This is a genomic window from Polymorphospora sp. NPDC050346 (assembly GCF_040655695.1).
In the GTDB taxonomy this organism is placed as follows: Bacteria; Actinomycetota; Actinomycetes; order Mycobacteriales; family Micromonosporaceae; genus Polymorphospora; species Polymorphospora lycopeni.
On record NZ_JBFAKM010000014.1, the window covers coordinates 150,983 to 163,440 of the forward strand.

The window sequence follows — 12,458 nt, forward strand, 5'->3', positions numbered from 1 at the left end:
GTCAGGGTGACGTCAGGCCGCGGCGGTACGCCACCCCCTACCGCGGAGGTACGCGCGGGGTCGGCGAACTACCTCCGCCGTCCGGGCCGGAACGCCTCCGCGGGGCGACGACCGGCGCGGTGTCCCGTACCTAGTTTTCTCCCGTCGCCGGCGGAACCGCCGCCGGAGACGGCGGTGTGGAGGGGGCGGCATGGATCCGGCGCAGGTGCTGTGGACGGGGGTGACCGACCATCCGTACCTGCTGCTCGGGCCGCTGGTGCTGATCGAGGGTCCGGCGGCGACGGTCGTCGCCGGGGCACTGGTCGGTGCCGGAATGGCCCGGTTCTGGCCGATCTGGCTGATCGTCGTCGTCGCCGACGTCCTCGCCGACAGCGGCCTCTACCTGCTCGGCCGGTTCGGCAACCACCGGCGGGTCGCGCCGCTGCTGGGCCGGCTCGGCCTGCCGCCACACCGGCGGCAACGGCTCACCACGGCGGTCCGCCGCGCCCTGCCCCGCGTCGTGCTCGGCGCGAAGGTCGTCGACGTCGCCGCCGTACCCGCGTTCCTGGCCGCCGGGCTGGCCCGGGCCCCGTACCGCAGGTTCCTGGCCTGGGTGGCCGGGGCCAGCACGGTACGCGCCGCACTGCTGATCGGTGCCGGCGTGCTCTTCGGCCAGGAGGTCGCCCACCTGCTCACCTCGCCCGGCACCGGGCTCGCCGTCGCCGCCGGGCTGGCCCTGGCGGTCGTGGCCACCCACCTGATCACCCGGCGGCTCGCCGGAACCCGATTCGATCCCGTCAAGGAGAAACCATGAAGATCCTCATCGGTGCCGACACGTACGCGCCCGACGTCAACGGCGCGTCGTACTTCGCACAGCGGCTGGCGACCGCCCTGGCCGGCCGGCACGAGGTGCACGTCGTCTGCCCGTCGACCGGGTACGCCAGCCGCAGCACCGCCACCGAATCGGGGATCGTCGAGCACCGGGTCCGGTCGCTGCCCGTACTGCGCCGCAGAGGTTTCCGGTTCTGCGCCCCGGTGCGCCTGGTCGCCGCCGCCCGCCGGATCCTCACCGAGGTACGCCCCGACGTGGTGCACGTGCAGAGCCACTTCCCGCTCTGCCGGGCGCTGATCGAGGCCGCGGCCGGGCTCGGCATCCCGGTCGTCGCCACCAACCACTTCATGCCGGAGAACCTGACCCACTACGTGCCGGTCGGCGACCTCGGCCGGCGCCGGCTGCACGAGTGGGCGTGGCGGGACCTGGCCGGCGTCTACGGCCGGGCCGCGGTGGTGACCGCGCCGACGCCGTACGCGGCCGCACTCGCCGAGCGTGCCGGGGTGCCCGGGCCGGTCCTGCCGATCTCGTGCGGGATGGACCTGTCCCGCTTCGGCACCGGCCACAACTCCGCCGGGTTCCGGCTGCGCTACGGGGTGCCGGCCCGCCCGACGATCGGATACGTCGGCCGGCTCGACAAGGAGAAGAACATCGACGTCGTGGTCCGCGCCCTGGCCCGGGTACGTCGGCACGTCGACGCCCAGCTCATGCTCGTCGGAACCGGGGCCGAGCGCGGCCGGCTGGCGGCCCTGGCCGCCGACCTCGGCGTCGCCGACGCACTCGTCTTCACCGGATTCGTCGCCGACGCCGACCTGCCCGCCGCGTACGCCGCCACCGACGTCTTCGTCAACGCCGGCACCGCCGAACTGCAGAGCCTGGTGACGCTGGAGGCGATGGCGTGCGGCGTACCGGTCGTCGGCGCGGACGCGTCCGCGCTGCCGCACCTGGTGCGGCCCGGCGACAACGGCCTGCTCTTCCCGCCCGGTGACGACGCGGCACTGGCCGACCGGCTGCTGGCGATCCTGGCCGACCCCGCCCGGGCGGCGGCCATGGGCCGGCGGAGCCGGACCCTCGCCGAGGAACACGACGAGGCCCGGACCATCGCCGCCTTCGAGGAGATCTACGCCCGGGTCGGCGGCCAGCGGTCGACGGTCCCGGCTGCCACGGTCCCGGCGCTGCGGGTGTCGGCGTGACGACCGGAAGTGGCCTGCTGGCCGACACCCGCCCTCCCGTCACCGTCGACGCTCCCGCCGGGCAGCGGCCCGGCGGACCGTCGGCCCCGGCTGCCGGCTGGTACCGGTACGCGCTCGGTGCGGTCACCGTCGCACTGGTCGCCGGACTGGCACTGCACGCGGTCGACGGGGTCCACCCGTTGCACCAGATGCTGAGCGAGACCGTCGCCTCGCCGACGGGCGTACTGCTGCTCGGTGTCGCGGCCGCCGCCCTCGTCACCGTCGCCGCCTGCCTGGGGATCGGCATCCGGCGGGCCGGGCTGCGCCGAAGTGGCCCGCTCACCCTGCTGCTCACGTTGTGGGCGGCGGGACTGGTGGCGCTGGCCGTGTTCCCGATGGACCTATCCGGGGAGCCGACCTCCTACGCCGGGCTGCTGCACCGCTACGGGGCAGGTGTCGCGGTCGCCGTACCCCCACTGCTCGGCCTGGTCGTCGCCGGTGCCGGCCGGGACGACGGTGCCCGGCAGCTCAGGGCGGCGGCGGTGGTCACCGCGGTGGCGGGTGTCGGGTTCGCCGCCGCCCACGGGCCGACGATCCTGCTCGACGCCGACTCGCTGCCGTACATCGGACTGCTCGAGCGGATTCTGCTCGCGCTGGTCCTGGTGGTCCTGGTCCGGGTCGCCCGGGTGCTGCGAGACGCCGGGACCGGGCCGTGAGCCCGCGGGCCGTCGGTTACGCGCTGGCGGGGCTGCTCGCCGGTGCGCTGCTCGTCAACGCCCTGCCGCACCTCGTGCACGGCGGCCTGGGCCAGCCGTTTCCGACCCCGTTCGAGGTGGCCTGGTCGCCGGCCGCGAACATCGGCTGGGGCCTGGTGAACCTGCTGCTCGGGGTCACGCTCGCCGTCGTGGTCTGGAACGGTCTGCGGACGTTGCCGTTCCTCGCCGGTGCCGGTGTCGGCAGCCTCGCGGCGGCCACCGTACTGCTGGTCGTCATGGGGTGATCTCGTGCAGCAACATGTCCCAGTTCCACTTCGGACTCCGCGGGCCATCGGGCTGACGTCCGCCCGGCAGGCCGGCCGCTACGGGGCGGTCAGCCGCCGGCTCGCGATGTGGCCGGCGAGGGCCGCCGTGGCTGCGCAGCCGGTGGCCAGGGCGAAGGCCGCCGTCGTGCCTCCGCTGTCGACCAGCGCCCCGGCCGTGGCCGAGCCGACCGAGATGCCGATGCCGGCGGCCGTCGTGAGCCAGGTCAGGCCCTCGGTACGGTGGCGGACGGCAACGGCCCGAGCGGCGATCGAGAAGCCGTCGATGAAGGCCGGTGCCAGCGTCAGACCGAGCATGAACGCGGCCGGGAACAGCCATCCGGTCGCTGGTACGGCGATGAACGGCACGGTGCCCACCGTCAGCAGCGGCAGTACGACGGCCAGGCGTCGGTGCGGTGGGCGGGACCAGTCGCGGGCGCCGTACCAGAGCCCGGACACGGCACTGCCGGCGGCGATCGTCGCCAGTATCCAGCCGCTGAGGGCTTCGGCGTCGTGCTGTCGGGCGTAGGCGACGACGGCGACGTCCAGCACGATGAGCACCATGCTGACCAGCGCGGATGTGAGTAGCAGCAAGGGAAGTCCGGGCGTGCGCAGGGCGGTTCCGGAGGCGGGCCGACCGGTGGGGGCGCCCGGGGGTTCGGTGCGGTGCTGCAGCGCGAGCGCGATCGAGCCCCCGGCGGCGAGCGGAACCGCCAGGATCAGGGCGGCCGCGGGATGCAGGTACACGACCACTGTGGACACCACGATCGGACCGATGACCAGAAGCAGTTCGTCCACGACCGACTCGAAGGACGTTGCCGCGTGTAGCCGTGGTGTGCCGGTCAGCAGATGGGCCCAGCGGGCCCTGACGAACGGCCCGATCGCCGGCATGCTGGCACCACTGGTCGCGGACAGGACGACGAGGACCCAGGCCGGCGCACCGGACGCGGCTGCGACGAGAAACCCGGTCCTGGTGATGGTGGTGGCGATGGCGGCGGCCATGAGAACCGGGCCCTGCCGGTGGCGGTCGGCGAGGCGACCGACCAGTGGGGCGACGAGCGAATACGCGAGGGCGTACGCACCGGAGACCAGTCCGCCGAGGCCGTAGGAGCCGCTGAGTTCCGAGATGAGGAAGACGATGCCCAGGACGGTCGTCAGGTGGGCCAGGCGGGCCGCGAGCCCGGCCGCGACGAAGGCGGCGGCGCCCGGCAGGGCAAGGAGTCCCCGATAGGGGCTGGTCAACAACACTCGCTCGCAGGCTCCACCCGGCATAAGCTAAACCAGGTTTCGTAGATTGTAAACGAGGTTTCGCATGTCGGATTGGGATCCGGCCGACGACGTCGGCACCGCACACCTCGGCCGGCTGCTGTTGCGGGCGCTGCGCCAGGTCCAGGCCAACGCGGTCGCCAGACTCCACGCACGCGGCCACCCCGGCATCCGTACCGGGCACTTGCCGGTTTTCGGCTACATCGACGACGCAGGCACCCGCATCACCGACCTTGCCGCCCGGGCCGGCATGACCCGCCAGATGATGGGCCGTCTGGTACGCGAACTGGAGGAGTTGGGGTACGTCACGACCCGGACCGACCCCGACGACCAACGCGCGGTGGTGGTCACTCTCACCGCTCAGGGGTACGGCTTCGGCGCGGACGGTGAGGCGGTGAAGGCGAGTCTCGAGCGGGAGTACGAGGAGCTTCTCGGCCCCGGGGAGCCGGCCCGACTCCGCCGGTCGCTCGCGCTACTGGCGAACCTGGGCTCCGGGGAGCGGGCGGATGGGTAGCGGTAAGGAGTACGAGGAGCTTGAGGAGGTTCCGGACGAGTTCCGGACCTTCGCCGCCCGGCACGCGCTCGAATACCGCAACACCCTGCCCGGCATCGCCCTCTACCTGGGAGGCGCGGCGCTGTTCGCCGGCGGCCTCCTGGTGACCACTCCCGAGGACCGCCGGGTCGGGCTCTGGCTGATCCTGCTGGGACTGGTGCTGCTCGTCGCCTGGATCGTGCTGCACCGCCGGAAGCTGCGCAGGGAGCGGGAGTTGCACCGCCGATACCTGCACTGGAAGCGGAAGCAGAACGAGCCCGGCGACCCGAACGAGTAGCCGCTATCCGGCCGGCTGGCTCCACCTGCCCCGGTGCACGACATCGGCGGTCGGCCGACGCCGGCCGCGCAGGTCGCGGGGCGGCTCCTCGCTGTAGCCGATCGAGACCGCACCGATCGGCGCGTAGTGCGCGGGCACCCCGAACGCCTCGCGGTACGCGTCGATGCGGGCGGCCGCGATGCCGAAGAAGCAGGCACCGAGGCCGGCGTCGACCGCGGTCAGCAGCATCATCAGCGAGGCCATGCCGGTGTCGATGTCCCAGTACGGCGCCGGCCACCAGGCTTCCGACCGGTCACTCTGTCCCTTGTCGGGCTGCGCGTACCGGTCGAGGTAGGCGTCCTTGTTGGAGTGCGCCACGATCAGCAGCGGCGCCTGGACGTTGGCCGCGAACCAGTTCTCCGGGTCCTGCTCCGGCCGGGCCGCGTCGCGGAAGCGCGCGATGTCGTCGGCGTTGTCGAGCACCAGGAAACCCCAGCCCTGGGAGAAACCGGCCGACGGTGCCCGGAGCGCGTTGTGCACGATCCAGTCGACGACATCGGGCGGGACCGGCCGGTCGGTGTAGGTGCGGACCATGCGCCGGCGCCGGACGACATCCTGGAACTCCATGGCCAGGAGTCTAGGAAAGATCCGGTTCGGTGAGAATCGGCCGCAGGGCTTCCCGTTGATACGGTGGGCCCGGCTCTTTCACCCGGGGAGGGGAGTCGGCCGTGGCAGATCGCGGAGCGACCGGTCCGGCGACGCCCGATCCGCGACAGTTCCACGTTCGGGCGGCCAGGGAACTCGAACAGATCCGCGCCCTCATCGAGGGCTTTCCGCTCTACGGGCTGGCGAACTGGACCGGTCTCCGGACGGTCAGCCGCTGGCAGACCCGCGACGGCGGGCTGGAGGTGGTCGGCCTCGGCCACGGCACTTCCCCCGGCCCAGGGCCCTACGCCGAGGTGCTGGTCAACGCCGCGGACGGGGCGGACCTGGCCCTCCACCGTCGCCGCGAGGTCCGGTACGAGACCGAACCGCCGCGCGACGAGGAGACCTTCCGGCGGATCGACCGCGAACTGCTGGCCGACGACCCGGACGAGGTGGTCATCCCGGTCGAGGGCGCACCGACCCGCTTCCAGGTCTGGCGGCTGCCCCAGGGCTGGGTCGCCACCACCGCCCACGGAGATCACCGCTGCACCGTGTCGGCGAGCCGGATCGAGCCGGGCGACGTCGAACTGTGCCGGGTGCACGACATCAAGCCCTATTGGGACGGCCGCCGGGTCTTCCCGCCCGGCAGTTGACCAAGCAGCAGCGCCCGGACGCCTTCACCCCCTTTCTGACCTGCGGGTTAGTCTGGTGCTGATGTAGAGATCCGGATTTCGAGGAGGGGCGGTGCCGGATTCCGAGAGCGCGTGCTGCGCACCGGGTCGCAGTACGGCCCCGCCGGTGGTCGGGCTACCGCGCAGCCGCCCACCGCAGGCGCCGGCCCGCGACGCCCGCCAGGTGCGGCGTGGCATGGTCACGGTGCCCGGTGGCGACTTCTGGATGGGCAGCGACCACCCCGACGCCTTCGCCGACGACGGTGAGGGGCCGGTCCGCCGGGTCGACGTACCGACCTTCCTCATCGACCCGAAGGCGGTGACGAACGCCCAGTTCGCCGCGTTCGTCAAGGCGACGGGACACGTCACCGAGGCCGAGCACTACGGCTGGTCGTACGTCTTCCACCTGTTCGTCTCGGGCGCCGCGCGGGCACACCTTCTCGACGGTGTCGTGCCGCAGGCACCCTGGTGGCTGCCGGTACGGGGGGCGGCGTGGCGTACCCCGGAGGGGCCGGGGTCGTCGATCGGTGACCGGCAGAACCACCCTGTCGTCCACGTGTCCTGGAACGACGCCTCCGCGTACGCCGAGTGGGCCGGTAAGCGGCTGCCGACCGAGGCCGAATGGGAGAAGGCCGCCCGGGGTGGGCTCGACCGGGCGCAGTATCCGTGGGGCGACGAACTGACCCCGCGCGGGCAGCACCGCTGCAACATCTGGCAGGGCACCTTCCCGACGTCGAACACCGCGGCGGACGGCTACGTCGGCACCGCGCCGGTGGACGCCTACCGCCCCAACGCGTACGGCATCTTCAACACGTCGGGCAACGTGTGGGAGTGGTGTGCCGACTGGTTCAGCCGGGACTGGCACGCGGCCGAACGTCCCGAGACGAGGAACGATCCGCGCGGGCCGGCGGAGGGCACCGACCGGGTCATGCGCGGCGGTTCGTACCTGTGCCACCACTCCTACTGCAACCGCTACCGGGTCGCGGCCCGGACCATGAGCCCGCCGGACAGCACCACCGGGCATCTCGGCTTCCGCTGCGCCGCCGACCCGGAGCCGGCCGGAAGCCGGTGACTCAGCCGAGCAGGCCGGCGAGGACCAGCAGCCCGCAGAGCATGACGAGCCCGGCGAGCAGGCGCAGTTGCGGGGCCGGTGGCCGGCGTTGCCGCACGGTGGAGGCCGATGCGAACCGGTGCCGCCGGTAGCCCCACAAGCCGACGGTCAGCAGCATCAGCAGGGCCGCCGCTCCGAAGAGGACGGTGGCGCCGGAACCCGCCGCCGCCCGTAGCAGCAGGGCCGCGTTGACCGCCGCGACCGCGCCGGTACGCGCCCAGGCCAGCGCCGTGCGCTCGGCCTGCAGACCCGCGTCGGTCACGGTATCGCCTCACCGCGTCCGCTCACGGTGCCGCCGGTGCGCTCGCCCACGGTAGGACGGCCAGCAGGATGACGCCGACGCCGACGACGGCGGCCCCGACCGCCATGACGGCCAGCAGCGGGGTGAACGGCAGCCCTCGGCCCAGCCGCATCGCCTTCTGGACCCGTACCCACCGCAGGTAGGCCGCCGCCGGCAGGGCGCTGCCGGCGGCGGCGAGTACCGCCGCCAGCAGGTCCCGCATGCCGGACAGGGCCGACGGCGGCAGGAACTGGACCACGGCGACGGAGCCGGCGAGCAGGGCCAGCGCGGTCCGGATCCAGGCGAGGAAGGTCCGCTCGTTGGCCAGCGAGAACCGGTAGTCGGGTTCGTCGCCCGCGCGGTACCAGGCCGGTTCACGCACCGCGGCCGGCCTCCGACCGGTTCAGAACCCGCACAACGGGTCCCAGGGGTCGTCGTCGGTGCCGCGGATCCACTGGTGGGCCGCGTTGACCTGCGGCTCGTACGCCCACGAGGTGTGCCGGCCCTTGCCCAGCGCCTCGCCGAGGAACGCCCGCATCCGCTGGCTCGTCACGATCTCCTGCTCGGCGTGGTCGGGGTCCCAGCCGTCCAGCACCCGCTGCCGCAGCCGGGTCCGGGTCGACCCGTGTTCCGGTTCGGTGGCGAGGTTGTGCAGTTCCCGGGGGTCCTTCTCCAGGTCGTAGAGCTGGTCGGGTAGGTCGCGGGCGTAGACGAGCTTGTGCCGGCCGTCGACGGCGGCGCGTACCGGGCGCAGCGTGCCCTCGGCGGAGTTCTCGATGATGACGCCCGGATGCCCGGCCACCTCGTCGGTGCGGTCGCGCAGCGCCCCGGCCAGGCTGGCGCCGGCGAACCGGCCGGTGACCCAGTCGGGTAGCCGGGCCTGCGCCAGGTCGGCGAAGGTCGGGTGCAGGTCGACGAGAGAGACCGGGGTGTCGATGCGGTGTCCGGCCGGTATGCCGGCGCCGGCCATCAGCAACGGCACCCGGACCGACCACTCGCGCAGCGTGCGTTTGAAGTACATGCCGTGCTCGCCGAGCTGGTCGCCGTGGTCGCTGGTGAAGACGACGACGGTGTCGTCCAGCAGGCCGAAGCGTTCCAGTTCGGCGGTGAACGACCCGACGACGTCGTCGATGTAGCTGGTCATCGCGTAGTAGCCGCGCCGGGCCAGGTAGGTGGTCTCGTCGGTGACGGTGCCCCGGTCGACGCCGTGGAACGAGTTGACCCAGCGGTCGAGCGGGTGGGCTGCCGTGCCGGCGGGTACGGGTTCGGGCAGGCCGATGTGCCGGCCCTCGTACCGGTTCCAGTACTCCGGCGGTGCGACGTACGGGTCGTGGGGCTGGGTGAACGAGGCCACCATGAGCCACGGCTCGTCGGCGCGGTCGTCGGTGGCCAGCGCCAGTTCCCGGATCCGCTGCAGGGCGTTGAACCGGACCTCTTCGTCGTAGTGCATCTGGTACGTCCACGGCAGCGGGCCGGAGGAACGCAGGATGTCGAGGTATTCCCGGCCGCCGTTCTGCTGCTCGCCGGAGAGCCGCGGCGGGTCGCCCTGCTCTTCCCAGGGCCGGGTCCAGGTCAGGTCGGGCGGGAAGATGTCGGTGGTGAGCCGTTCCTCGAAGCCGTGCAGCTGGTCGGGGCCGACGAAGTGCATCTTGCCGGCGAGGATGGTGCGGTAGCCGGCCCGGCGCAGCGTGTGGGCGAAGGTGGGCACCGAGGCCGGGAACTCCTCGGCGTTGTCGTTGGAGGGGACCTCGCTCGGCAGCCGGCCGGTCATCATCGCGGCCCGCGACGGCACACACAGCGGCGCGTTGCAGTAGGCGTTGGCCAGTACGGTGCCGCGGGCGGCGAGGGCGTCGAGGTTGGGGGTCAGGACGTCCTCGTTGCCGTACGGTCCGGTGCCGAACGCGCTGAGCTGGTCGGCCATGAGCAGGAGGATGTTGGGCCGGCTGCCGGGCGTGGTCAAGCTGTCTCCTAGGCGAGGGGCGCCGGGGGCGCCTACTTGTTGGCGTCGGTGAAGACGGTGGTGTCGAGGAACTGGTCGGGGTCGACGAAGGCCGGCAGCGCGCCGATGTCGACGAAGACCTGTTCCATCCGGCCGACCCAGTCGGCGACGGTGCCGTCGGCGTAGTAGGTGGCCCATTCGGTGTTGGGGTAGCTGCGGGCCTGCTGGTAGATCTGGGTGCAGACCTCGGTGGTCATGAACTCCGACAGGCTGGGGCAGCCGGCGGCCAAGGCGCCGGCCTGGTCGGTGACGATGTCGTCGTTGGCCTTCAGCCAGGCCTGGGCGATCTTGACCAGGGCGTCGCGGTTCTCGGCGTGGAACTTGTTGTTGGCGACCCAGCCGCCGGTGATCGCGGACTTCGGCTGGAACTGCTCGGCGGTGCCGATCATGCGGGCCTGGGGCAGGCGTTCCTTGATCTGGTTGTCGAACGGGGCCCACAGCGCGGCGGCCGGTACGCCGCCGGTGACGAACGTGTTGGCGACGGCCGGCATGTCCAGGTTGACCAGTTCGATGTCGTCGGTGGTCATGCCGTTCTCGGCGAGCGCGACGTGGAGCAGCAGGTGGGCGGCGGTGCCGGTGGTGGTGGCCACCTTCTTGCCGCGCAGGTCGGCGATGGAGTTGATGCCGCTGTCCGGAGCCGCCCAGATCTGCTGGATGTTGGCTTCGAGGTTGTTGAGCAGGAAGACCTTGCCCTGTCCGCGGGCCGGGAAGTTGGCGATGACGGCACCCATCACACCGACGTCGACGCTGCCACCGGTGAGCGCGTTCGACAGTGAGATGCCGGTCTGGAACGGCACCGTCTCGACGTCGAGGCCGGCCTCGGCGAAGTAGCCGCGTTCCTTGGCGAGCAGCAGGTGCATGCCGGGGGCGGGGCCGGCGATGTAGCCGACCTTCACCTTCTGGGTGCCGCCGTCACCGGTGGCGTCGTCGTCGGTTCCGCACGCGGTGATGGACAGGGCGAGCGCGAGTCCGGTCACCGCCGCGAGAATTCGTCGGTTCATGTCGTCTCTTTCCGGGGTGTGGGGGTGCCGCCGCGCAGCATCGTCTCGATGTGCCGGCGTAGTTCGATGAATTCCGGGTTGGTCTTCAGCTCGTGGTTGCGCGGGCCGCGCCAGGGCACCGGCACGATCTCCTGCACGCGGGCGGGACGGGCGGACATGACCACGACCCGGTCGGCGAGGAAGATCGCCTCTTCCACCTGGTGGGTGACGAACAGGACGGTGCGCCGCTCCTTCTGGTTGATCTCCAGGAGGGCTTCCTGCATGGTTTCCCGGGTCTGCGCGTCGAGTGCCGCGAAGGGTTCGTCCATGAGCAGGATCTCCGGGTCGACCGCGTAGGCGCGGGCGAGCGCGACCCGTTGGCGCATGCCGCCGGAGAGGGTCTTCGGCAGCGCGTCGGCGAAGGCGGTCAGGCCCATGAGTTCGAGGTACCGGTCGGTGATCTCGCGGCGCTGTGCGGCGGGCCGGCGGCGGGCCCGCAGGCGCATCCCGAACTCGATGTTCTTGCGTACGGTCAGCCAGGGGAAGATCGCGTACTCCTGGAAGACCACGCACCGCGACGGGCCGGGGCCGGTGACCGGCTTGCCGTTGACCAGGATCTGGCCGGCGTCGGGGTCGACGAAGCCGGCGACGGTGTTGAGCAGCGTCGTCTTGCCGGAGCCGCTCGGGCCGACGACGGCGACGAACTCACCTTCGGGCACGTCGAACGCGACGTCGTCGAGTACGGTGACCGCCGCCGCGCCGCGTCCGAAGCGTTTGCTGACCCGGTCGAGGGTCAGTCCGCCGCTGTTGACCGTTGTCGTCACCGGGTCCCCCTGTCCTGCCAGCGCACGAGCCGTACCGAGATGAACCGCAGTACCGCGTCCATGACCAGCGCGCACAGGCCGATCAGGATGATCCCGGCGTAGACCCGGGGGATGTCGAGGAAGTTGCCGGCGTTCTGGATGACGGCGCCGAGGCCGTCCTGTGCGGCGACGAGTTCGGCGGCGACCAGCGACGCCCAGCCGATGCCGAGCGAGACCCGGGCGGCGGTGAGGATGTGCGGTACGGAGAACGGCAGTACGACCCGGGTCAGCACCTCGATGCGGTTGGCGCCGAGGGTCTGCGCGGCCCGTACGTACTTGTCCTCGATGCCGGCGATGCCCTCGAAGACGATGACGACGGTGGCGAAGAAGGCGGCGTACATCAGGATGATGCCGCGGGCCAGTTCGCCGATGCCGAAGTAGACGATGACCAGTGGCACGAGGGCGATCGGTGGCAGTGCCCGGAAGAAGTTGACCAGCGGGTTGAGCGCGGCGCGGGCGATGGGGAACCAGCCGAGCAGGAAGCCGACCGGCACTGCGGCGGCGATGCCGACGGAGACCCACACGACGACCCGGCGGCTGCTGATGAGGACGTCGTTGGCGAGGCCGTTGCCCAGCCCGGTCCAGATGACCTCGAACACCGTGCCGGGGGTGGGCAGCAGGCCGTTGCCGACGACCTCGGCGGCGGCGGTGATCTGCCAGACCAGGACGAGGCCGAGGAAGCCGGCGAGGCCGAGCAGGCCGCCGCGCAGCCGGGCCAGGCCCCGGCGTGGGCCGCCGCGCTTCGCCGGGCCGGCGGGCGGCCCCGGCGGTGGCGGTGGTCCGGTGTCCGGTCGTTGCCGGCCGGAGGCGATGACGACTTCGGGCATGTTCTC

General features: G+C 72.1%; 16 protein-coding genes. 8 read left to right on the plus strand and 8 right to left on the minus strand.

Annotation, left to right across the window (positions count from 1 at the left end; translation table 11 throughout):
- Positions 1–190 precede the first annotated feature (190 nt).
- Genes AB0I42_RS17120 through AB0I42_RS17135 form a run of 4 tightly spaced genes read left to right on the plus strand, consistent with a single transcriptional unit; the run spans position 191 to position 2,983 of the window.
- Positions 191–793: a VTT domain-containing protein gene (locus AB0I42_RS17120; RefSeq protein ID WP_357538356.1), complete on the plus strand. Its 603-nt coding sequence runs from the start codon at positions 191–193 to the stop codon at positions 791–793.
- Positions 790–2,004 (plus strand): glycosyltransferase, encoded by a 1,215-nt coding sequence (locus AB0I42_RS17125; RefSeq protein ID WP_357538359.1) that lies wholly within the window; start codon positions 790–792, stop codon positions 2,002–2,004. Before AB0I42_RS17120 ends, AB0I42_RS17125 begins: the two co-directional genes overlap by 4 nt.
- Complete coding sequence (locus AB0I42_RS17130; protein WP_357538361.1) at positions 2,001–2,699, plus strand: DUF998 domain-containing protein; 699 nt, start codon at positions 2,001–2,003, stop codon at positions 2,697–2,699. Before AB0I42_RS17125 ends, AB0I42_RS17130 begins: the two co-directional genes overlap by 4 nt.
- Complete coding sequence (locus AB0I42_RS17135) at positions 2,696–2,983, plus strand: hypothetical protein (protein WP_357538363.1); 288 nt, start codon at positions 2,696–2,698, stop codon at positions 2,981–2,983. Before AB0I42_RS17130 ends, AB0I42_RS17135 begins: the two co-directional genes overlap by 4 nt.
- A 78-nt stretch (positions 2,984–3,061) precedes the next feature.
- Here the strand turns inward: AB0I42_RS17135 and AB0I42_RS17140 are convergent, their stop codons facing one another.
- Positions 3,062–4,243, minus strand: coding sequence for an MFS transporter (locus AB0I42_RS17140; RefSeq protein WP_357538365.1), 1,182 nt, complete (start codon positions 4,241–4,243; stop codon positions 3,062–3,064).
- Between the two features lie 70 nt (positions 4,244–4,313).
- Between AB0I42_RS17140 and AB0I42_RS17145 the strand changes: the two genes are divergently transcribed.
- Positions 4,314–4,781 (plus strand): MarR family winged helix-turn-helix transcriptional regulator, encoded by a 468-nt coding sequence (locus AB0I42_RS17145; RefSeq protein WP_357538367.1) that lies wholly within the window; start codon positions 4,314–4,316, stop codon positions 4,779–4,781.
- Positions 4,774–5,097, plus strand: coding sequence for a hypothetical protein (locus tag AB0I42_RS17150; protein WP_357538369.1), 324 nt, complete (start codon positions 4,774–4,776; stop codon positions 5,095–5,097). Before AB0I42_RS17145 ends, AB0I42_RS17150 begins: the two co-directional genes overlap by 8 nt.
- Positions 5,098–5,100: 3 nt before the next feature.
- Here AB0I42_RS17150 and AB0I42_RS17155 read toward each other — a convergent pair whose 3' ends face one another.
- Positions 5,101–5,703: a nitroreductase family protein gene (locus AB0I42_RS17155; protein WP_357538371.1), complete on the minus strand. Its 603-nt coding sequence runs from the start codon at positions 5,701–5,703 to the stop codon at positions 5,101–5,103.
- Between the two features lie 101 nt (positions 5,704–5,804).
- Here AB0I42_RS17155 and AB0I42_RS17160 point away from each other — a divergent pair, with 101 nt between their 5' ends.
- Complete coding sequence (locus tag AB0I42_RS17160; protein WP_357538373.1) at positions 5,805–6,374, plus strand: hypothetical protein; 570 nt, start codon at positions 5,805–5,807, stop codon at positions 6,372–6,374.
- Positions 6,375–6,519: 145 nt separating this feature from the next.
- Entirely contained in the window at positions 6,520–7,464 is a 945-nt protein-coding gene (locus AB0I42_RS17165) for a formylglycine-generating enzyme family protein (RefSeq protein ID WP_357538375.1), read from the plus strand.
- Between the two features lies 1 nt (position 7,465).
- Here the strand turns inward: AB0I42_RS17165 and AB0I42_RS17170 are convergent, their stop codons facing one another.
- From AB0I42_RS17170 to AB0I42_RS17195, 6 genes are read right to left on the minus strand one after another with little or no spacing between them, the layout of a single operon-like run.
- Positions 7,466–7,765, minus strand: a complete 300-nt coding sequence (locus AB0I42_RS17170; protein ID WP_357538376.1) for a DUF202 domain-containing protein — start codon at positions 7,763–7,765, stop codon at positions 7,466–7,468.
- Between the two features lie 22 nt (positions 7,766–7,787).
- A complete protein-coding gene (locus tag AB0I42_RS17175; protein WP_357538378.1) occupies positions 7,788–8,165 on the minus strand; it encodes a DUF202 domain-containing protein in 378 nt (125 codons plus the stop codon).
- Between the two features lie 21 nt (positions 8,166–8,186).
- A complete protein-coding gene (betC, locus tag AB0I42_RS17180) occupies positions 8,187–9,743 on the minus strand; it encodes a choline-sulfatase (RefSeq protein ID WP_357538380.1) in 1,557 nt (518 codons plus the stop codon).
- Between the two features lie 32 nt (positions 9,744–9,775).
- A complete protein-coding gene (locus AB0I42_RS17185) occupies positions 9,776–10,783 on the minus strand; it encodes an ABC transporter substrate-binding protein (protein ID WP_357538382.1) in 1,008 nt (335 codons plus the stop codon).
- The gene (locus tag AB0I42_RS17190; protein WP_357538384.1) at positions 10,780–11,586 is read right to left on the minus strand and encodes an ABC transporter ATP-binding protein; all 807 of its coding nucleotides are present in this window, start codon (positions 11,584–11,586) and stop codon (positions 10,780–10,782) included. The genes AB0I42_RS17185 and AB0I42_RS17190 overlap by 4 nt, the downstream gene beginning before the upstream one ends.
- Positions 11,583–12,452 carry an ABC transporter permease gene (locus AB0I42_RS17195; RefSeq protein WP_357538386.1) on the minus strand — a complete coding sequence of 290 codons (870 nt, stop codon included), beginning with the start codon at positions 12,450–12,452 and terminating at the stop codon, positions 11,583–11,585. The genes AB0I42_RS17190 and AB0I42_RS17195 overlap by 4 nt, the downstream gene beginning before the upstream one ends.
- Between the last annotated feature and the right edge of the window lie 6 nt (positions 12,453–12,458).

Bases quoted from the DNA above. Each gene is read 5' to 3' on its own strand.
- AB0I42_RS17120 (WP_357538356.1), top strand. From the start codon at position 191: ATGGATCCGGCGCAGGTGCTGTGGACGGGGGTGACCGACCATCCGTAC.
- AB0I42_RS17125 (WP_357538359.1), top strand. From the start codon at position 790: ATGAAGATCCTCATCGGTGCCGACACGTACGCGCCCGACGTCAACGGC.
- AB0I42_RS17145 (WP_357538367.1), top strand. From the start codon at position 4,314: ATGTCGGATTGGGATCCGGCCGACGACGTCGGCACCGCACACCTCGGC.
- AB0I42_RS17150 (WP_357538369.1), top strand. From the start codon at position 4,774: ATGGGTAGCGGTAAGGAGTACGAGGAGCTTGAGGAGGTTCCGGACGAG.
- AB0I42_RS17155 (WP_357538371.1), bottom strand. From the start codon at position 5,703: ATGGAGTTCCAGGATGTCGTCCGGCGCCGGCGCATGGTCCGCACCTAC.
- AB0I42_RS17185 (WP_357538382.1), bottom strand. From the start codon at position 10,783: ATGAACCGACGAATTCTCGCGGCGGTGACCGGACTCGCGCTCGCCCTG.
- AB0I42_RS17195 (WP_357538386.1), bottom strand. From the start codon at position 12,452: ATGCCCGAAGTCGTCATCGCCTCCGGCCGGCAACGACCGGACACCGGA.